This window comes from Marinobacter sp. SS21 (assembly GCF_028369065.1).
GTDB lineage: Bacteria > Pseudomonadota > Gammaproteobacteria > Pseudomonadales > Oleiphilaceae > Marinobacter.
Genome location: NZ_JAQNDA010000001.1, coordinates 312,662 through 332,712 on the forward strand (window position 1 = coordinate 312,662; position 20,051 = coordinate 332,712).

Consider the following 20,051-nt stretch of genomic DNA (forward strand, 5'->3'; position numbering starts at 1 on the left):
ATAAAAAAGGGTGGCCAACTGGCCACCCGAATAAAGAGGTTCCCGACTGGAGAGGGGAGGCTTTGACCCGCCGGTTGGAGTGCGGCAGAGCTCAGCCCAGGGAACCTCCAGGCTCACACACTGGGTGGTATCAGCTGGCCTGCATCAGGGCGGCGTAGCGCTCCAGATGGACATCGTCGTCGCCGAGCTGGTGGTTGATGGTAATCAGGCGTTTGGCGTAATGGGCGAAGTTGTACTCCCAGGTCATGCCAATCCCGCCGTGGGACTGGATGGCATTCTCCGAGATGAACTGACCGGCCCGGCCGATGACGTTCTTGGCGGCGGCCAGGGTACGACGGCGTTCGTCGCCCTGAGCCTGGTTGGCCACGCTGGCGGCCAGGATCGCCATGGAGCGGGCCTGTTCCAGTTCGGACATCATATCCACCATGCGATGCTGCAAGACCTGGAACCTGCCGATGGGCACGCCAAACTGTTTGCGGGTCTTGAGGTAGTCCAGCGTCAGCTCGGTGGTGGTTTCCATCACCCCCACCGCCTCGGCACACAGCGCCGCGATGGCGCGACCGGCCTGGTATTCGATGATGTCGCCGGCCTGGCCTTCACTGCCCAGCAAGGCATCGGCCGGCACCGTGACGTTGTTGAGGATGACATCGCAGCCCTTGGCCCCGTCGATGGTGGGGTAGACCCGGCGTTCCACGCCCTCGGCGTTGGGGTCGATGGCGAACAGGCTGATGCCGGCGGTGTCCCGAACGTCCCCGGAAGTACGTGCGGACACCACCAGCAAGCCGGCGTTATGGCCACCGATCACCACCGCCTTGCGGCCATTGAGGGTGTAACCGGCGGCGGTTTGCTCGGCGCGGGTGGCGACCTCGTTCAGGTCGTAGTAGCTCTGGGGTTCTTGCAACCCCACGGCCACCTGCAACTCACCGCTGGCGACGCCCGGCAGCCACTGCTGTTTTTGCTGATCGTTGCCAGCCTGTTCGATCAGGCCGCCGCCCAGGATGATGGATTGCAGGTAGGGTTCCAGGCACAGGCCGCGGCCGAGCTCGGTCATCACCGCCTGCACTTCCACGCCAGTGCCGCCGAAGCCACCCAGTTCTTCGGCAAAGGGCACGGCGGTGAGGCCCAGTTCGCCCAGCTGCTTCCAGAAATCCTCGCTGAAACCGGCCTCGGTCGCGCTGAATTGCAGCCGTTTCTCAAAGGTGTATTCACCGCGCACCAGCCGGGCCACGGTGTCTTGCAACATCTGTTGCTCTTCGCTCAGTTTGAAATCCATGGTCGTCTCCTTACAGGCCGAGAATCATTTTGGACACGATGTTCTTCTGGATCTCGTTGGATCCGCCAAAGATCGACAGCTTGCGGTTATTGAAGTAGTGGGCGGACAGGGGCGCCGCGTACTCGTCGGAGAGGTAGTCGCCGTCGAAGTCGAGCGCCAGTTCTTCCTCAATGAACGGAATCGCGTAGGGGCCGATGGCCCGCCGCGCCAGGTCGTTGATGGTCTGGCGGATCTCGGTACCGCGGACCTTGAGCATGGAGCTTTCCGCGCCAGGCACCCCGCCGCCTTCCACCGAGGCAATGATGCGCAGGTTGCTGATGGCCGCCGCCATCAGGTCAATCTCCACCTGGGCGATGCGTTGGCTGAAACCGGTGTCTTCGATCAGCGGACGGCCGTGCTTCAGACGTCGGCTGGCCAGCGACTTCAGGTGCCCCAGCGCCGCCTTGGACAGGCCGATGCCGGCCAGGCCGGTGCGCTCGTAGGTGAGCAGGTACTTGGCGTAGGTCCAGCCCTTGTCTTCCTCACCCACCAGATTTGCCAGCGGTACCTTGACGTCTTCAAAGAACACCTCGTTGACCTCGTGCTCGCCGTCCAGGGTGATGATCGGGCGCACGGTAATGCCTGGGGTGTTCATGTCGATCAGCAGAAAGGAGATGCCTTCCTGAGCCTTGACCTCGGTGTTGGTGCGTACCAGGCAGAAGATCATGTCGGCGTGCTGGCCGAGCGTGGTCCAGGTTTTCTGGCCATTGACGATGTAGTGATCGCCGTCGCGCACCGCGCGGGTTTTCAGGGATGCCAGATCAGAGCCGGCGCCGGGTTCGGAGTAGCCCTGGCACCACCAGTCTTCACCACTGAGGATGCGGGGCAAGTACTGCTGCTTTTGCTGCTCGTTACCGAACTTGATGATCACCGGTGCCACCATGTTGACCCCGAACGGAATGGTGCGGGGCACACCGTAACGACAGGACTCTTCGTCCCAGATGTGCTTTTGCACCGCGCTCCACTCGACGCCGCCATGTTCTGCCGGCCAGTGCGTGGCGTACCAGCCTTGGGCGCTGAGAATTTTTTGCCAGCGCTGGTGGTCTTCCTTCGACAGTTTGCGGAGGCCTTTGACCTTTTCCGCAATGTCCGCCGGTAGCTTGTCATCCAGGAAGGCACGCACTTCGTCCCGGAAGGCGAGCTCTTCGGCCGTGTAGTTGATGTTCATGGTTCCTACCTCTCGGTGCGTGATAGCGAAAATATATACCGCATAGCAGAATCGCTCAATGATGTCCCAGTCCATCACTCTCTGTCAACGGTTGTGAAATACAAAAATCACTCTGTGACTTCGACTTTTGTCAAAATTCAATTCCGAAGGGTTGTTGCGTTAAAAGGTAAGCGATATATTCAAAAACACGGAAGCATGTGCTGCACATCGAAACATAAGCTGATTAATGTTTCGCGATGCAGAATATTAATTTTCGACAGTGGAAAGGTTTCCATCGCAGCAAACGAAAACGACACAAGACACAACAGCAGACACAACAACAGAGACAACAACAGAGGTTTGAGATGACAAAAACAACAGCGGCTTTCCGAGCCCACCCCCTTGCCCGAGCCGTCGCTTTAACCGTGCTCCCCATGATTGCCCTGGGCGCCGGCGCTGCATCTGCCCAGGATGGCGAGTTGGAGCAGCTGCGTCAGCGGGTGGAAATGCTGGAGGCCAAACTGGAGGGTGCCGTGGCCACGGCACCGGAGATGACCGAAGAGAACCCCTACATCCTCAGGAAAGGCGACGGTCTGAAAATCGGTGACACCACCCTGTCGTTCGGTGGCTATATCAAGGCCGATCTGATCTACGGTTCCGACGGTAACGGCACCATGAACGGTTACTCCATCGGCCTGCCCCGGACCTACGCCGCCGCAGCGGCCTCTGGCGATACCGACTGGAAGGTGGCACTGACCGCCCGGGAATCCCGTTTCAGTTTCGGTACCGAAACCGACGACGTGGCTGGCCACACGCTACGGACCTACCTCGAGATGGACTTCCAGCAGGGTATCGACGCCCCCGGTAACGAAGTGGTGTCCAACAGCTACTCACCCCGCCTGCGCCAGGCTTACGGCAGCTGGAACGGCTGGGATTTCGGCCAGACCTACACTACCTTCTCCGACCTGGCCGCCATGCCGGAGATTCTTAACCAGGGCAAGATGGCCGGCTTTATCTACGTGATGCAGCCAATGGTGCGTTACTCCATGGCCGCCCCCGGCGGCAAACTGATGGTGGCCCTGGAAAATCCGGAAGACGGCTTCGGCTCGGTATCCTATGACGATCAGTCCTACCCGGATCTGGTGGCACGTTACCAGCTGCGCAGCAGCTATGGCCTGTACTCCATTGCCGGGGTATTGCGTAACCTGGAGGACGATGCCGCCGATCAGACCAAGGTTACCGGCGCGGTTTCCCTGAGCGGTCGAATTCCGACCTTTGGTCGTGACGACCTGCGGCTGCAGTACAACTACGGCAGCCTGGGCCGCTACATGGGCCTGTTCACCTACCCGGATGTGGATCTGGGCGCCCTGGCTGCCGGCGAGGTGGAGCCGTTGGAGACTTACGGTGCCACCGTGGCTTACCGGCATTTCTGGTCGCCGAACTGGCGCAGCAACCTGAGCCTGTCCCATACCGAGATCGTCTCCGATCTGGAGGCGTCGCCAGCGGGTACCCTCAGCTACTTCGATGCGTCCACCTCGGCGCACCTCAATCTGTTGTGGTCCGCCCACAAGAATCTCACCCTGGGCCTTGAATACGCCTACTGGGATTTCGGCGTGATCGATTCCGACAGCAGCAAGCAGTATCAGCAGGTGATGGCCTCCGCCAAGATGACGTTCTGAGGCGATTGGTTGCCTTCCCGGGTGACGAGTTAATCCAGCTTTTTCAGGTAGCCTTGCGCAACTTTGCCCCGGACCGATCCCCTCGGTTGCGGGGCTTTTTTTGGGGCGAAAAAAAGGCAGGGCCCTGGCCCTGCCTGTGGCTGCGGCTTGGGGCTCAGCTGAAGGCCTGAATGCCGGTCTGGCCACGGCCCAGGATCAGGGCGTGGACGTCGTGGGTGCCTTCGTAGGTGTTGACCGCTTCCAGGTTCATCACATGGCGGATCACGTGGTATTCATCGGAGATGCCGTTGCCGCCGTGCATGTCCCGGGCAACCCGGGCGATGTCCAGGGCCTTGCCGCAGTTGTTGCGCTTGAGCAGGGATACCGCGTCCGGTGTCGCCTCGCCGGCGTCCATCATACGGCCCAGTTGCAGCACCGCCTGCAGGCCGAGGGTGATTTCGGTCTGCATGTCCACCAGCTTCTTCTGGATCAGCTGATTGGCGGCCAGCGGGCGACCGAACTGCTGGCGCTCCAGGGTGTAGTTGCGAGCGGCGTGCCAGCAGAACTCGGCGGCACCGAGGGCGCCCCAGCTGATGCCAAAGCGAGCCTTGGTCAGGCAGCTCAGCGGGCCCTTCAGGCCTTCGACGTCCAGGCGGTTCTCTTCCGCGACAAACACCTCGTCCATGAAGATGGAGCCGGTATCGGACGCCCGCAGCGAAAATTTGCCCTCGATCTTCGGGGTGTCCAGTCCCCTGGCGCCTTCCCGCTCGATCACGAAGCCGTTGACCACGCCATCGAGTTTGGCCCACACCACGCAAATGTCGGCAATCGGCGAGTTGGTGATCCACATTTTCGAGCCGGACAGCAGGTAACCGCCGTCCACTTTCTTGGCACGGGTTTCCATGCCGCCCGGATCGGAGCCATGGTTGGGCTCGGTGAGGCCGAAGCAGCCGACCCATTCGCCGGAGGCCAGCTTGGGCAGCACGCGCTGCTTCAGGGCTTCCTTGCCGTAGGAAAAGATCGGGTACATCACCAGGGAGGACTGCACCGACAGGGCGGAGCGGTAGGCGGAGTCCACCCGTTCCACTTCGCGGGCGATCAGTCCGTAACAGACGTGGTTCAGGCCGGGGCCGCCGTACCGTTCCGGCAGGGTGGCGCCGAGCATGCCCAGTTCGCCCATTTCGGTGAAGATGTTGCGGTCAAACTTCTCGTGACGGTTGGCTTCGGTGATGCCTGGCATCAGCCGCTGGTCACAGAAGGCGCGAATGCTGTCGCGAACCTGTCGTTCGGTTTCATCAAGCTGCTTGTCGAATTGCAGCAGGTCATCCCAGGGTGCGGAAGCCATGCAAGTTCTCCTGATAGACATAGACAGGCGGTGACGGGCACCGCCACAGGGTGTGTGACCGACCGCTAAGGTCGGGGTTCAGTCTTAAACGCGTTCAATCACCGCGGCGATGCCCTGGCCGACACCAATGCACATGGTGACCAGGGCGTAGCGGCCGCCGCTCCGTTCCAGTTGGCGGGTGGCGGTGAGGACCAGGCGGGCACCGGAGGCACCCAGCGGATGGCCGACCGCGATGGCGCCGCCGTTGGGGTTCAGGCGCGGGTCATCGGCGGCGATGCCGAGTTTGGTGGTGCAGCCCAGCACCTGGGCGGCAAAGGCCTCATTAATTTCGATGACATCCAGGTCGTTCACCGTCAGCCCGGCACGGGCCAGGGCCTTCTCGCTGGCGGGCACCGGGCCGTAGCCCATGACCCGCGGTTCGACGCCGGCAATGGCGGCGGACACGATGCGTGCCCGGGGGGCGATGCCGGCTTTCTCACCGATCTCGCGGGAGCCGATCAGCAACGCCGCGGCGCCGTCATTGATGCCGGAGGCGTTGCCGGCGGTCACCACCCCATCGGCAAACAGCGGGCGCAACCCGGCCAGGGCCTCCAGGGTAGACTGGGGTCGTGGGTGCTCGTCCCGGTCGACGGAGACGGCCGGTTTCTTGCGCCCCTGGGGCACCTCGATGGCCAGCAGTTCGGCATCGTAGAAGCCGTCTTTCAGGGCGGCGTCGTAGCGGGCCTGGCTCTGGGCGGCGAAGCGATCCACCGCATCCCGGGTCAGCCCCAGATCGTGGGCAATGTTGTCCGCGGTTTCCGGCATGGTGTCGGCGCCAAACTCTCCTTCGATGCGCGGATTGGGAAAGCGGGCGCCAATGGTGCTGTCGAAGGCACGGAAGTCCCGGCTGAAGGGCGCTTCGCTCTTGGCCATCACGAACGGCGCCCGGCTCATGCTCTCGGCGCCGCCGGCCACAAACAGCTCGCCCTCACCGCAGCGAACCGCGCGGGCGGCGTCCATCACCGCCGCCAGGCCGGACCCGCACAGCCGGTTGACCGTCAAGCCGCCGGTTTCCATGGGCAGGCCTGCCAGCAAGCCGGCGTGTCGGGCCAGGTTGCGGGCGTCTTCACCCGCCTGGTTGGTGCAGCCGGCAATGACATCTTCGTAGTCAGCCGCGGCGAACGGGTTGCGTGCCACCAGGGCACGAATCACGCTGGCCAGCAGGTCGTCGGGGCGAATTTTTGCCAGAGCGCCGGCGTGGCGTCCAAAAGGCGTTCTCAAACCGTCGTAAATGTAGGCGCTCATAGTCTCTCCTGCGTCCTCGCGATTGACAGTGACATTGCAGCTCTGTGATGCAACTGCGTGATGCAACTGCGTGATGCAACTGCGTGATGCAACCCTGTGATATGGAATTCGCGTTCACAGTGCTAATAATGCTATCATGATTCCGTTATGCGGAATACAGTTTTGTAAAGATGTCGATGAAGACTAATCTTCGTTCATCGCAAATGCAAGTGATCCCTTGGTCAAAGACGAGCGCCTATGTGTCGATACCTGCTGCCGTTGGCGGTGATTCTCGAGCTGCTGGCCCTGGCCAGTGCCGCCAGCGAGCTCAGTGTTGCGGCCGGTGGCCTGTTACTGGCGTACTTTCTGGCTATGGCGGCCCGTCTGCAAGGCTACACCCGTGGCCTGTTCCTGATTGCGTTGCTGGTGGTGTTTGGCAGCTACGCCCTGGGGCGGCTGAATCCGGCCCAGCTGGCGGATGCCGCCGCCAGTGCGGCCTTTTACGCGGCTTTCCTGGCCAGTCTCGGCACCATGCAGTGCCTGGTACGGCGTTTTGAGGTGCTGCGTCGGGTTCATGATGTGCTGCTCGGCGGCCCGCCTGTCTGGCTGTACCCCAAATACGCGGTCACCAGTTGCCTGGTGGCGTCGGTGTTGAGTTTCGGGGTGATGAGCCTGCTCTGCGGCAGCCTGTCGCAAACCCTGTCCCAGCGAGGCATTACCGGCCCGTCCCGGTTGCGCTGGATTCGCAGCGTGCTGATTAGCGTGCTGCGGGGCTTTGCCCTGGTTCCCCTGGTGGCCCCGACGTCGGTGGCGGTGGCCATCATCACCCGGGAAGTACCTTCCTTAAGCTGGTCCCAGTTGCTGCCGTTCGGCCTGGCCTCGGCGTTGCTGATGGTGCTGGTGGGCTGGGTGCTGGAATACCGGCGTTTTCGATGGGTGAGTAAGGAGCGGGTGTCCCTGGCTGGCTGGCCCAAGGGGAGCGGTCTGCTGGTGTTGGTGGTGGTCGCGGTTCTGGCGCTGATGGCCCTGTTGGTGGCGCTCACCGGGTTCAACGTCTCTCGCGCCGCCATGTTGGCGGTACCGACGGTGACCCTGGTGTTCATGGTTGCCCAGGATCGGTCGCTGCTGACGGTATTAAAGGAGGCCGGCGACAACGTTAACGCCATGAGTAATGAGATGGCGATTTTCGCCGCCTCCGCCGCCATCGGCGTGGCGCTGATTACCCAGGTGCCAGAGGGTGTGGTCAGTCAGCTGGTCGATCTACACACCGGCCCCTACCTGTTGGCGCTGGCTGGCCTGTTGCTGCTGCCGCTGTTGTCGGCGCTGGGGGTCATTCCCATCACCACCCTCAGCGTGATTGCCGGGTTGCTGCCGCCTTTGGCCGAGCTGGGTATGGACCCGTTACTGCTGTCGGTGGCGCTGGTGATCGGTTTTGCCCTGGCCATGATGCTGTCGCCGTTCGGTCCGTCGGTGATGCTGCTGTCCCGGTTCGGCCAGGTATCCCGCTGGCTGGTGGCGTTTGGCTGGAACGGGGTGTTCGTGCTGATTCTGCTGCCGCTGCTGATGGCGTTGCTGGCGGTATGGTATGCGCTGATGTGAGAGCCGGCCCGCACGGTGGTGCGAGCCGGGGGTGGATCAATAACCCTGGGACATATCGACAACGCCGGTGATCGGCTGGCCCTGGCTGTGGGCGCGAATCTTGCCGGTGATCTGCTCCAGGGTGTCGTCCCGTTGGGTGCGTGCCGACACGTGGGGGGTGATGGTGATTTCGGCGCGTTGCCAGAACGGATGATCCGCCGGCAGGGGCTCGCTCTGGAACACGTCCAGGGAAGCGTGCGCCACCTGGCCGTTGTCGATCGCCTGCAACAGGTCGTCTTCCACCAGGTGCTCGCCGCGCCCGACATTGATCACCACCGCGTCGGGGCGCAGCTTGGCCAGGGTGTCGGCATTGAGGATGCCGCGGGTGGCATCGGTCAACGGCAGGGTGTTGATCAGGACCCGGGTCTGGGCGAGGAAGTCGTCGAACCGGTCCGTTCCGGCGTAGCAGGTGACGCCGTCCAAATGGTGTTCGCTGCGGGCCCAACCGCTGACCTGATAATCCAGCGAGGCGATGCTGCGGGCCACCCGCTTACCAATGTGCCCCAGGCCCATGACACCCACCGGCCAGTCCTTGCGGCGAATGGGGCGGTGGATCTTCCAGGTGCCGGCAGCCTGCTGGTCCCGGTAAACCTGCATGTTGCGGCTGATGTCCACTAATTGGTGAATGACGTGTTCGGTCATCTGCACCGACATGCCCGCGTCTTCCAGACGGACGACGGGAATGTCCCGGGGCAGGTTGGCGACCTTGAGCAGGCCGTCGATGCCGGCGCCCAGGTTGAATACCGCCTTCAGCTGCCGTTCCCGCTCGAACAGGGCCTCCGGCGGTTGCCAGACGATGGCGTAATCGGCGTTGACCGGTTCGCCGTTGGGGTCCCAGTTGAACACTTCCGCTTCCGGAAGCAGTTGTTGAATGGGGACGGTCCAGCGCTCCGGCTTGGGGTCGCCGGCGGCAAAGAGCACCTTCATGTTGAGCACCTCAAGGTAGCCATTGGTTGATAAAGTCAAGCATCATTATTTCGCATGACAAAATTATATACCGCTGAAAGCTACCAAATGTGGAATTGTGTGTCACTATCAATAGGTATTACTGAAACAAAAAGGAAGAGTGTTCCATAACTGGCACGTAAATTGATTGCATTTAGTGGTACTTGTCGGGGCCACGAATTAGAATATAGCGAAATTTCATACAGCAAAACTTTGCCGACTCGGGTGTGCAGGCAGGGAGGGCGGCTGCAATGGCGTCCTGATCACAGTCAATCACGAAGACAGTCGCGGCAAACCAAGACCTTTGGAGGGCGCCAGGCCTATGGCTACGGAAACAACCAAGAAACCCAGAGCAAAGAAAGCCGATTTGACGGCCGTGGAGGCGCTTCCGACCAAGCCGGAAAAAGACCGCAAGTTTGTCGAGGCGCTGTCCCGGGGACTGGACGTGCTGCGTGCGTTCAGCCAGGGCTCGGTGATTCTCGGCAACCAGGACATTGCCCGCATTACCGGGCTGCCCAAGCCGACCGTCTCGCGCATGACCTACACCCTGACCAAGCTGGGCTATCTCAGTTTCAATCCGGTGTTGGAAAAGTACCAGCTCAGTTCCGGGGTGCTGGCACTGGGCTACGCCTATGTCTCCAACCTCAAGGTGCGCCAGCTTGCCAAGCCCTATATGGACGAGTTCGCCCGCCGCACCAATATGTCGGTGGGCCTGACCTGTCACGACCGCCTGCATATGATCTATGTGGAAAACCGTATGCCGCCCGAGGCGACCCTGTTGCGGATGGAGATTGGCCTGCGCCTGCCCATGGCCACCACCGCCGCCGGTCGCGCTTATTGCGCGTCGGTCAGCGACAGCGCCCGCAAGATCCTGATGGACGGCATGGAGAAGAAATACGGCGATGAATGGCCGGAGAAAAGAGAAGGCCTGGAGCGGGCGATTGAAGAATACAAGGCCAGTGGCTTCTGCTTGTCCCTCGGCGAGTGGGACCGCAACATCAATTCCGCCGGGGTGCCGGTGCGGCTGGAAGATGGCACCATCATGGTGCTCACCTGCGCCGCGCCGTCCTATTTGATCTCCGGCGAAAAGCTGCGGGGTTCCATTGCCCATCAGCTGGCGATGCTGGCCAGTGATATCGAATCGCTGGGAGTGTAAGCAGGTAGCGAGGGGGCGGAAACTCAACTCTGACGCCCTGTTTACCCCCATTTTCAGCAAAAACCGCGGCCTTCGGGCTGCGGTTTTTTTTGTGCCTACCGTTCGGGAAAATCAAATGGTCTACAAATGCATGGTTGAAAACGATGCCAAAGTTGTATTAAATCGGTCCATCTGTTTCGCTTATTAAAACATGATTTCATGAAAACAGGAGGCGCTATGTCCACTGCAGACACGATGTCCGAGGTCGTTAGCTACCGCCGTCAAGGCGTTATCGGCGTGATTACCGTCAATTACCCCCCCGTCAACGCACTGGGGCACGCCGTGCGTTCCGGTCTGCTGGCTGCACTGGAACAGGGCCAGGCCGACGCCGACGCCAAGGTGCTGCTATTGCTGTGTGAAGGCCGCACCTTCATGGCCGGCGCCGACATCCGCGAGTTCGGTAAGCCGATGCAGGCGCCTGGCTTGCCGCAGGTCATCGACGCCTACGAGAACTGCCGCAAGCCGGTGGTGGCGGCCATCCACGGCACTGCCCTGGGCGGTGGCCTGGAAACGGCCCTCGGCTGTCATTACCGGGTGGCGTTGGCCAGCGCCAAGCTGGGCCTGCCAGAAGTGAAACTGGGGCTGTTACCCGGCGCCGGCGGCACCCAGCGTCTGCCGCGGCTGACCGGTGCTCAGAAGGCGCTGGAACTGATCACCAGCGGAGATTTCGTCGCCGCGCCCCAGGCCCTGGCGTTGGGCATCGTCGATGCGGTGGACGCCGGTGACGACATCAAGGCGGTCGGGCTGGCGTTTGCGCAGTCCGTTGCCGATGAGGGCAAGCCGGTGCGGCGGGTGCGCGATCTCAGCGACAAGGTGGAGGCAGCCAAGGGCAGCGACATGTTCGAGCAGTTCCGTGCCGGCCTGGCCAAGAAGGCGCGCGGCCTGTTCTCGCCGTTCAAATGTGTCGATGCGGTGGAAGCGGCCTTTACCCTGTCGTTCGACGACGGCATGAAGCGTGAGCGTGAACTGTTCACCGAGTGCATGGCATCGCCGCAACGGGCCGGCCTGATCCACGCCTTCTTTGCCGAGCGGGAAGTCGCCAAGGTGCCGGGGCTGGCCAAGGACACCCCGGTGCGGGACATCGACAGCGTTGGCATCATCGGCGCCGGTACCATGGGCGGCGGTATCGCCATGAACTTCGCCAACGTTGGCATCCCGGTGACTATGGTTGAGGTCAAACAGGAAGCCCTGGACAAGGGTCTGGCCATCATTCGCCGCAACTACGAGAACAGCGCCAAGAAAGGCCGTATCAGCCAGGCCCAGGTGGAAGAGCGCATGGCGCTGATCAACACCAGCCTGAGCTACGACGACTTCAAGGATGTCGATCTGGTGATCGAGGCGGTGTTCGAGAACATGGCGATCAAGAAAGAGATCTTCGCCAAGCTTGACGAGGTCTGTAAGCCTGGCGCCATTCTCGCCTCCAACACCTCCACCCTGGACATCGATGAGATCGCCTCGGCCACCCAGCGCCCGGAAGACGTGGTGGGCATGCATTTCTTCAGTCCGGCCAACGTCATGAAACTGCTGGAGAACGTGCGCGGCAGCAAAACCTCCGCTGAGGTGAAGGCTACGGTGATGGCGGTGGCCAAGACGATCAACAAGGTTGGCGTGCTGGTGGGCAACTGCCACGGCTTCGTCGGCAACCGCATGTTGCACAAGCGCGGCGCCGAGGCCATGGCGCTGGTCAACGAGGGCGCCAGCCCGCAACAGGTGGACAAGGTGCTGACCGATCTGGGTTACCCCATGGGCCAGTTCGCCATGTCCGATCTGGCCGGTATCGACGTTGGCTACCGCATCCGCGAAGAGCGCCGCAAGGCTGGTGAGACCGTCGAAGCCAGCTGGATGGACAAGCTGGTGGAACAGGGGCGCCTGGGCCAGAAGACCCAGGCTGGTGTCTACAAATACGAAGACGGCAGCCGCACGCCCATCGTCGACCCGGTGGTGGAACAGATCATTGCCGATTTCCGTGCCGAGCAGGGCATCACCCCGCGTGCGATTAGCGACCAGGAGATCCTCGAGCGCTGCATGTACGTGATGATCAACGAAGGCGCCAAGATCCTCGAGGAAGGCATTGCCGACCGCGCTCTCGATGTGGACGTGGTGTGGATCTACGGCTACGGCTTCCCGGCCTACCGCGGCGGCCCCATGTTCTGGGCCGACCAGCTGGGTCTCGACACCATTCTGGCGGCAGTGAAAACCTACCAGGACCGCGTTGGTGGTGCCCAGTGGCAGCCGTCGCCGCTGCTGGAAAAACTGGTCAGCGAAGGCAAGACCTTCGCCGACCTCTAAGCCTGGTCACACCGTTTGCCCGGACGGCGCGCGGGTGGGGTCCCCCCTCACCCCCACCCAATCGCCGCCCGGGCGCTTCCCTGACCACCGTGCGCTGCGCCACCTGCGGCCTCCCTCGCAACCACGCCGGCACGGACCCTATTGGAGGACATTTTATGTCTGATGCAGTCATTGTCTCCACGGCCCGCACCGGCCTGGGCAAATCCTATCGCGGTTCCCTCAACAACACCCACAGCGTGGATCTCGCTGGCCACGTCATCCAGCACGCGGTGCAACGGGCGGGTATTGATCCGGCCATTGTCGAAGACGTCATCCTCGGCGCCACCTTCCACGAAGGCGCCCAGGGCAAGAACATGGCCCGGCTGGCGGCGATTCGTGGCGGTCTGCCGGTGACCACCGCCGGTATGTCCATCAACCGTTTCTGCAGCTCCGGTCTGCAAGCCATCGCTCTGGCGGCACAGCGAGTGGTGTCCGAGAAAGTCCCGGCCATGGTCGCCGGCGGAGTCGAGTCCATCTCCCTGTGTCAGAACGACAAGATCAACCAGTTCCGTGCCAGCAACGAGTGGTTGATGAAGCACAAGCCGGAACTGTACCTGTCGATGATCGAAACCGCCGACATCGTGGCCCAGCGTTACCACATCAGCCGTGACGCACAGGACGAGTACGCCCTGGTCAGCCAGCAACGTACCGCCGCGGCCCAGGAATCCGGCAAGTTCGACGACGAAATCGTGCCGATGGACGTCACCATGCTGGTGAAGGACAAGGAAACCGGCGAGGTTAGCGAAAAGCACACCACCATCGACCGGGACGAGTGCAATCGCCCCAACACCACCGCCGAAGGCCTGGCCGGCCTGGAGCCAGTGCGCGGTCCCAGCCAGTTCATCACCGCCGGCAACGCCAGCCAGTTGTCTGACGGCGCCTCCGCCTGTGTGGTCATGGACAGCGTCTACGCCGAGAAGCACAACATCGAGCCCATGGGCATCTTTCGCGGCTTCGCGGTGGCCGGCTGCGAGCCGGACGAGATGGGCATCGGTCCGGTGTTCGCCATTCCGCGCCTGCTGCAGCGCACCGGGCTGACCATGGACGACATCGACCTGTGGGAACTGAACGAGGCGTTCGCCTCCCAGGTGGTGTACTGCCGTGACCGCCTCGGTATTCCGATGGAGAAACTGAACGTTAACGGCGGCTCCATCGCAGTCGGCCATCCCTATGGCGTGACCGGCTCGCGCCTGACCGGCCATGCCCTGATTGAAGGCAAGCGTCGCGGTGCCAAGTACGTGGTGGTCACCATGTGCATCGGCGGCGGCCAGGGTGCCGCCGGCTTGTTCGAAGTCGTCTAACCCGATCCAGAGCCCATCAGCGAGCGGAGCGTGCTCCGCACCCGAAAATCAGCAATCCGGTGAATCCGGTCATAGCGCTGGATCAGCCGGATGGCTGTCGACAGTTTCTGAATCGGGCCCTGGTATTCAGTGCCCTGTGGGTGCCGGGGCCTGGCCGCCCAGCAGGATGCGCACGGCGGTACAGGCGTCCTCCAGCTCCTCTTCCCGCGGGTCGCGCCCGCAGATGATGTCGCTGTACAGGCAGGACTCGGCCAGGCGCACCATGAAGTAGGACAGGCTGTCGATGTTCAGCGGCGGTTGCAGGTGACCCCGCTCGACCTGATGGGCCAGTGTGCGTTTGTTGGCCTCCACGGTGCGGCTGTGCAGGGTGGACTGGGAGGAGGTGAGAATGCGCAGGGCGTATTCCGGGTCCTGGTGAATAAACTGCCGTAGCGGCCCGGCGTAGAGCAGCCTGGAATTGATGTAGCGATAAACCCCCACCACAAAATCGACACCGTTCCCCGGTGTTGCCGCCATGGCCTCCAGCCGTAGCGGTTCGTACAGCGACCACAGCACTTCGCCCAACAGCAGATCCTTGTTGCCGACCCAGCGAAACAGTGTTGCCCGGCCGATGTTGAGTTCGGCAGCGAGAGACGCCAGGTGGATGCGCTCACCCTTGAGCCAATGGCGGCGGGCACGACGAAGGGCCTCGGCGGGTGTGGCCTTGAGAGTATTGTTGTTATCGGTCACTGAAACCTCGTCAAACAGCTCCGTCCCATTCTAACCACAAAGTGGACCTCGTTCCATGCAACGTCCGGCGCCTGGCGCCGTCGAAGAAGTGGTTGATGGGGTTATGGTTTTGTGAACTTTCCGCTATAGACTGTTTAACATCCCGTGATGGCGCCGTAATGGCGACTCCGCAAGCTGGGCCCTGAGACCTGCAGCGGTTGCAGGTTCGCTACTTGAGGAGAGCATCATGAAGACAATCTGGAAACGTCGAATGTTGGCGCTGACCGTACCGCTGGTTCTGCTGGCGGGCACTGCACTCGCCGGCGACAGCATGGATGACGACACAATGATGGATGACCACACAATGATGGACGACGGCATGGCCAGTCATGACACCATGATGGAGAGTGATCACGGCAAGATGGCCGATGACATGGATCATGGCATGACGTCGGATACCATGGACGGCAAGAGGATGGACGAGCCGATGATGGAAGACCAGGGCATGTCTGAGTCTGGTTCCATGAACTAGCCGCCACTTCTGGCAGGCCGGGTACGCGTCCCGGCTGCTGCCACTGCATTGAGAACCGGGAGCCCATGACACGCACTGTATTGATCATCGAAGACAACCCGGGCATCGCCCAGTTGGTGCGGATGCACGTGGAAGACCTGGGCCTGACGGCCGTTCATCGGGACCGGGGCGATACCGGTCTCGAACGCTACCGCCAGGGCGGCGTCGATCTGGTGGTGCTGGATCTGATGCTGCCGGGCCTGGACGGCCTGTCGGTGTGCCGGGAAATCCGCGGCGGGCCGGGTTACGTGCCGGTGCTGATGCTGACCGCCAAGTCCACCGAACTGGACCGGGTGCTGGGGCTGGAAATGGGCGCCGACGACTACCTCACCAAGCCGTTCAGCGTCGCCGAGCTGGCGGCACGGATCAAGGCGCTGTTCCGTCGGGTTGATGCCATGGCGGCGCCGGCGCAAGCGGCGACGCCAGCGAACGAGGCGATCGAGTGCGAGGGCCTGCACCTCGATCCCGACCGGCGCAAGGTGATGGTCCATGGCCAGGAGGCGGAGCTCACCGCCCGGGAATTCGACCTGCTGTGGCACTTCGCCAGCCACCCCGGCCGGGTATTCAGTCGCACCCAGTTGCTGGATGCGGTGTGGGGCTACAACCACGAAGGCTACGAGCACACCGTCAACACCCACATCAACCGCCTGCGCAACAAGATCGAGGCCGACCCGGCCAAGCCGGATTTTATCCAGACCGTGTGGGGGGTGGGCTATCGATTCCGGGACTGAACCATGCTGAAAACCCTCTATACCCGCCTGGCCTTCTGGCTGTTCCTGCTACTGGCCAGCGTCGGCTTGCTGTATTCCTTCATCAGTTTCTACTCGTTGCGGGAGTACACCGCCTCGGTGAATCAGGAACTGCACCGGGATCTGGCGGAAAAGTTGGTGCAGGACCGCAACCTGGTGGACGAGGGACGGCTGGACGAGGCGGCGTTGAAGGAACTGTTCGAGCTCTACATGACCATCAACCCCAGCATCGAGATCTACCTGCTGGACCCCAGCGGCAAGATCCTCGCCTATTCCGCCGACCCGGCCAAGATCAAGCGCAATCATGTGGACCTGACGCCGGTGCAGCGCTTGCTGGCGGATATGAGCGCCTACCCGGTGCTGGGGGACGACCCCCGCAGCCACGACCGCCAGAAAGTGTTTTCCGCCACGCCCATTCCGTCCGCCGCCAACCCGGACGGTTACCTGTACGTGGTGTTGCGGGGCGAGGAGTTCGACCTGGCGGAGCAGATGGCCCGCAGCAGCCGCTTCATCGAGATGAGCGCCTGGGCGGTGCTGATCAGCCTGGTGCTGGGCATGTTCGCCGGGCTGGCGGTGTTCCGGCTGCTGACCCGGCGTCTGAGCCGGCTGACTCAGTTGGTGGAACGGTTCGAAACCGGCGACATGAGCCAGCCGCCCCATCAGACCTGGCAGCGGCAACGGCCCCGGGTGCGGGACGAAATCGATTACCTGGGGGTGGCGTTCGACCATATGGCGGAGCGCATCGCCAGCCAGATTGACCAGTTGCAGGAAAAAGATGCCCTGCGTCGACGGCTGGTGGCCCAGGTCTCCCACGACCTGCGCACACCGCTGGCCTCCATGCAGGGCTACGTCGAGAGCCTGCGGATGAAGCGGGCCACCCTCAGTGAGGCCGAGCAGGAGCGGTTTCTGGACATTGCCCTGGCGGAAGGCCGACGGCTGAGCCGTCAGGTGGATGAGCTGTTCGAGCTGGCGGCCCTGGAGGCGCGGGAAAAGCAACCCCGGCCGGAACCTTTTCCGTTGGCCGAGCTGGTCCACGATGTGGTGCACAAGCACGGCCCCCGGGCGGCCGACAAAGCCATCCGGCTAACGGTGACGGCCAGCCCCAGCCTGCCCCTGGCCCACGGCGACCTGGCGCTGACCGAGCGTGTGCTGGACAACCTCATCGGCAACGCCATCGACTACAGTCCGCAGGACAGCGAGGTGTCGCTTACCCTGGACCACCAGCAGGCCTTTCTGAGGGTCTCGGTGCGGGACGCCGGCCCGGGCATCGCCGAGCAGGACCTGCCCCACATTTTCGATGCCTTCTACCGGGGAGAGTCCGGCAACGCCAGTGGCCACGCCGGCCTGGGCCTGGCCATCGCCAAACGCATCATGACCCTGCAGCAGGGCAGCATCGAGGTGTGCAATCTGCAGCCTCGGGGCAGTGCCTTCACCATCGCCTTACCCATCGTTATAGATTCGTGAGAAATCCCCGACCCGGGCGTGAAATTTTACCCACACACTGGTGTCCATAGACACAGACGAGCCCAAAGGAACCTTGGGTACAGGAGGCAACGAGTATGAAACGATATCTGCAAAGCGCGGCCCTGGTGGTGGGGCTGGGAGTGCTGGGTTGGACGCTGGGCAGCGGCGATCCGATGGCGGAGCCGTCACGCTATGCGCCGGACGATCCCGGCCTGGCGGTAGCCACCTTCGCCGGCGGCTGCTTCTGGTGCGTGGAAGCCGGCTACGAGAAACTGCCCGGGGTGGTAGAGGCGGTCTCCGGTTACACCGGCGGCGCCGAGGTCAGCCCGGACTACAAACAGGTGTCTTCCGGTCGCACCGGCCACACCGAAGCGGTGCAGGTCTACTACGATCCCCAGGTCATCACTTATGAGGGCCTGCTCCAGGGACTGTGGCGGATGATGAATCCCACCGACGCCAACGGTCAGTTCGTCGATCGTGGCCGCCAGTACCGGCCCGGCATCTTCTACCACAACGAGCAGCAACGCCTGGCTGCCGAGACCGCCAAGCAGGCGCTGAGCGAATCCGGGCGCTACGACAAGCCGGTGATCATCGAGATCGCGCCGTTCCAGGTGTTCTACGACGCCGAGGAGTACCACCAGGACTACTACAAGAAAAACCCGATCCGCTACCAGTTCTACACCTTCAACTCCGGGCGCTACCAGTTTGTCGACAAGATCTGGGGCGAGGACCGCAACATCGATTACAGCCAGTTCCGTCCCGAACGGATGGGCGGCGCGCAAGGCTTTGATGCGGCCGGCTTCGTCAAGCCTGGCGACGACGAACTGAAGGACCGGCTGACCCCGCTGCAGTACAACGTCACCCAGCGCGACGATACCGAACGCGCCTTCAGCAACACCTACTGGGACGAGAAGCGGGCCGGCCTCTACGTGGACGTGGTCTCCGGCGAGCCGCTGTTCTCCTCCGACGACAAGTACAAGTCCGGCACCGGCTGGCCCAGCTTCACCCGGCCCATCGAACCGGGCGTACTGGTGGAGCGGGAGGACCGCAGCCTGTTCATGACCCGGGTGGAAATTCGCAGCAAATACGCCGACTCCCACCTCGGCCACCTGTTCGAGGACGGCCCGCCCCCGACCGGCCTGCGCTACTGCATGAACTCCGCCGCGCTGCGCTTCATCCCCCGCGAGCGGATGGTGGCCGAGGGCTACGGCGCCTACCTGGATCGGGTGAGCCCAAGGGCGGTTGAGATGTAACGGGGCGCGACTGTAACAGCGCAAGCCCGAACCGTTGGGAAATGGTTCGGGCTTTTTTGTGTCCCACCAGTGCTCTGTTACCCGCGGACTTGTGGGTAACGGACGATAGTCAAACAATGCCATGACCAGGCGTGGGGAACTTGGCTCAGCGATCGCTGTGGTATGGTGGGCGGCGCCCGTACTCAACGTAATGCCCAAGGAGAAAGTATGTTTCACGGAAGTTGTCTTTGTGGTCAGGTGCTCTACGAATACAGTGGCGAGCTTGGTCCTATCGCGATGTGCCATTGTTCTCAGTGCCGTCGCGCCCAAGGTTCTGCCTACGCTACCAATAGCCCCATTCAGGCATCTGAATTCCGCTTTGTCACGGGGCATGAGTTCGTAAAGGCGTTCGAGTCCGGGCCTGGGAAGCAGCGGGCGTTCTGTGGTGAATGTGGCAGCCCCCTATACAGCCGGCTGGACTCAAAACCCGAGCGTTTGCGTTTGCGGATCGGCACTCTGAAAACCCCGATAGAGGCCAAACCCAGTTACCATATCCATGCAAGTTCCGCTGCCGAGTGGTATGAATTTACTGATGGGTTACCGCGCTATCAGGCGCTTGAGGATGGCCCGCTGGTTTAGCTGGCGCTGTACGCATGCAAAACAGGGCGATGTTGGGGGCGGAGGGTCGCCGCCGAGTGTCGTAAAGACGGATCGTTTACCCAAGGGAATCAGGATGCCCATTTTCAATATCGAGTCAAAGCTGCGAGTGGAAGCTTCCAGTCTATCCCGTGACCTGTTCACCATGGAGGCGGTGAATCGAGAGCTGGCGCCCTTGCTGCGCATGTCGGCCCCCGATGAATGGCGGCAGCGGCCGATCAGCTCGTGGCCAACCGGGGTACGGCTGTTCAAGAGCGTGATCTCGCTGTTTGGCCTTATTCCTAGCGATGTACACCAATTCCTGTTCGAGGAGGTTGGCGATCTCGGATTCAGGGAGTCATCGACCTCACTGATGAACAAGACCTGGCGTCATCAGCGGCAGATTATCCCGGCGGGTAACGCCGCTATTGTCAGGGACACGGTTGAATTCAGTAACCGGTTCCGGCCCATGGGTGTCGCCCTCAAGCCCGTTTATGAGCGGGTTTTCAAACGGCGCCATCGCTATTTGCGGTCAACCTACGGCGCCATCGGCGACTGA

General features: G+C 62.2%; 17 protein-coding genes. 11 read left to right on the forward strand and 6 right to left on the reverse strand.

The window, feature by feature from the left end; genetic code table 11:
- Positions 1–130: 130 nt before the first annotated feature.
- Both N6L25_RS01425 and N6L25_RS01430 read right to left on the reverse strand, forming a co-directional pair.
- Positions 131–1,273, reverse strand: coding sequence for an acyl-CoA dehydrogenase family protein (locus N6L25_RS01425; protein ID WP_271977247.1), 1,143 nt, complete (start codon positions 1,271–1,273; stop codon positions 131–133).
- A 10-nt stretch (positions 1,274–1,283) separates the two neighbouring features.
- Complete coding sequence (locus N6L25_RS01430) at positions 1,284–2,480, reverse strand: acyl-CoA dehydrogenase family protein (RefSeq protein ID WP_271977248.1); 1,197 nt, start codon at positions 2,478–2,480, stop codon at positions 1,284–1,286.
- Positions 2,481–2,824: 344 nt separating this feature from the next.
- Between N6L25_RS01430 and N6L25_RS01435 the strand changes: the two genes are divergently transcribed.
- A complete protein-coding gene (locus N6L25_RS01435; RefSeq protein WP_271977249.1) occupies positions 2,825–4,138 on the forward strand; it encodes a DcaP family trimeric outer membrane transporter in 1,314 nt (437 codons plus the stop codon).
- Positions 4,139–4,292: 154 nt separating this feature from the next.
- On the opposite strand, the gene N6L25_RS01440 is transcribed toward N6L25_RS01435, so the two are convergent.
- The gene (locus N6L25_RS01440) at positions 4,293–5,462 is read right to left on the reverse strand and encodes an acyl-CoA dehydrogenase (protein WP_271977250.1); all 1,170 of its coding nucleotides are present in this window, start codon (positions 5,460–5,462) and stop codon (positions 4,293–4,295) included.
- 84 nt (positions 5,463–5,546) lie between these two features.
- Positions 5,547–6,746 (reverse strand): 3-oxoadipyl-CoA thiolase, encoded by a 1,200-nt coding sequence (locus N6L25_RS01445; RefSeq protein WP_271977251.1) that lies wholly within the window; start codon positions 6,744–6,746, stop codon positions 5,547–5,549.
- Positions 6,747–6,983: 237 nt separating this feature from the next.
- On the opposite strand from N6L25_RS01445, the gene N6L25_RS01450 reads away from it, so the two are divergent.
- Complete coding sequence (locus N6L25_RS01450; protein ID WP_271977252.1) at positions 6,984–8,324, forward strand: hypothetical protein; 1,341 nt, start codon at positions 6,984–6,986, stop codon at positions 8,322–8,324.
- A 36-nt stretch (positions 8,325–8,360) separates the two neighbouring features.
- On the opposite strand, the gene N6L25_RS01455 is transcribed toward N6L25_RS01450, so the two are convergent.
- Entirely contained in the window at positions 8,361–9,329 is a 969-nt protein-coding gene (locus N6L25_RS01455) for a 2-hydroxyacid dehydrogenase (RefSeq protein ID WP_271977253.1), read from the reverse strand.
- 301 nt (positions 9,330–9,630) lie between these two features.
- Between N6L25_RS01455 and N6L25_RS01460 the strand changes: the two genes are divergently transcribed.
- The 3 genes from N6L25_RS01460 to N6L25_RS01470 all read left to right on the forward strand — a co-directional run bounded on the left by N6L25_RS01460 (position 9,631) and on the right by N6L25_RS01470 (position 14,132).
- Positions 9,631–10,464 (forward strand): IclR family transcriptional regulator, encoded by an 834-nt coding sequence (locus N6L25_RS01460; RefSeq protein WP_271977254.1) that lies wholly within the window; start codon positions 9,631–9,633, stop codon positions 10,462–10,464.
- 234 nt (positions 10,465–10,698) lie between these two features.
- On the forward strand, positions 10,699–12,792 hold the full coding sequence (locus tag N6L25_RS01465; RefSeq protein WP_271977416.1) for a 3-hydroxyacyl-CoA dehydrogenase NAD-binding domain-containing protein: 2,094 nt from the start codon (positions 10,699–10,701) through the stop codon (positions 12,790–12,792).
- 155 nt (positions 12,793–12,947) lie between these two features.
- Complete coding sequence (locus N6L25_RS01470; protein ID WP_271977255.1) at positions 12,948–14,132, forward strand: acetyl-CoA C-acyltransferase; 1,185 nt, start codon at positions 12,948–12,950, stop codon at positions 14,130–14,132.
- 126 nt (positions 14,133–14,258) lie between these two features.
- Here the strand turns inward: N6L25_RS01470 and N6L25_RS01475 are convergent, their stop codons facing one another.
- The gene (locus N6L25_RS01475; RefSeq protein WP_271977256.1) at positions 14,259–14,861 is read right to left on the reverse strand and encodes a QsdR family transcriptional regulator; all 603 of its coding nucleotides are present in this window, start codon (positions 14,859–14,861) and stop codon (positions 14,259–14,261) included.
- Between the two features lie 226 nt (positions 14,862–15,087).
- Between N6L25_RS01475 and N6L25_RS01480 the strand changes: the two genes are divergently transcribed.
- The 6 genes from N6L25_RS01480 (at position 15,088) to N6L25_RS01505 (ending at position 20,051) form a co-directional block, all read left to right on the forward strand.
- Positions 15,088–15,372 carry a hypothetical protein gene (locus tag N6L25_RS01480; RefSeq protein WP_271977257.1) on the forward strand — a complete coding sequence of 95 codons (285 nt, stop codon included), beginning with the start codon at positions 15,088–15,090 and terminating at the stop codon, positions 15,370–15,372.
- A gap of 65 nt (positions 15,373–15,437) precedes the next feature.
- Positions 15,438–16,142, forward strand: coding sequence for a response regulator transcription factor (locus tag N6L25_RS01485; RefSeq protein ID WP_271977258.1), 705 nt, complete (start codon positions 15,438–15,440; stop codon positions 16,140–16,142).
- A gap of 3 nt (positions 16,143–16,145) precedes the next feature.
- A complete protein-coding gene (locus N6L25_RS01490; RefSeq protein ID WP_271977259.1) occupies positions 16,146–17,624 on the forward strand; it encodes a sensor histidine kinase in 1,479 nt (492 codons plus the stop codon).
- 95 nt (positions 17,625–17,719) lie between these two features.
- Positions 17,720–18,877 (forward strand): peptide-methionine (R)-S-oxide reductase MsrB, encoded by a 1,158-nt coding sequence (msrB, locus tag N6L25_RS01495; RefSeq protein WP_271977260.1) that lies wholly within the window; start codon positions 17,720–17,722, stop codon positions 18,875–18,877.
- 207 nt (positions 18,878–19,084) lie between these two features.
- Positions 19,085–19,495, forward strand: a complete 411-nt coding sequence (locus N6L25_RS01500) for a GFA family protein (protein ID WP_442915192.1) — start codon at positions 19,085–19,087, stop codon at positions 19,493–19,495.
- A 94-nt stretch (positions 19,496–19,589) separates the two neighbouring features.
- On the forward strand, positions 19,590–20,051 hold the full coding sequence (locus N6L25_RS01505; RefSeq protein ID WP_271977261.1) for a hypothetical protein: 462 nt from the start codon (positions 19,590–19,592) through the stop codon (positions 20,049–20,051).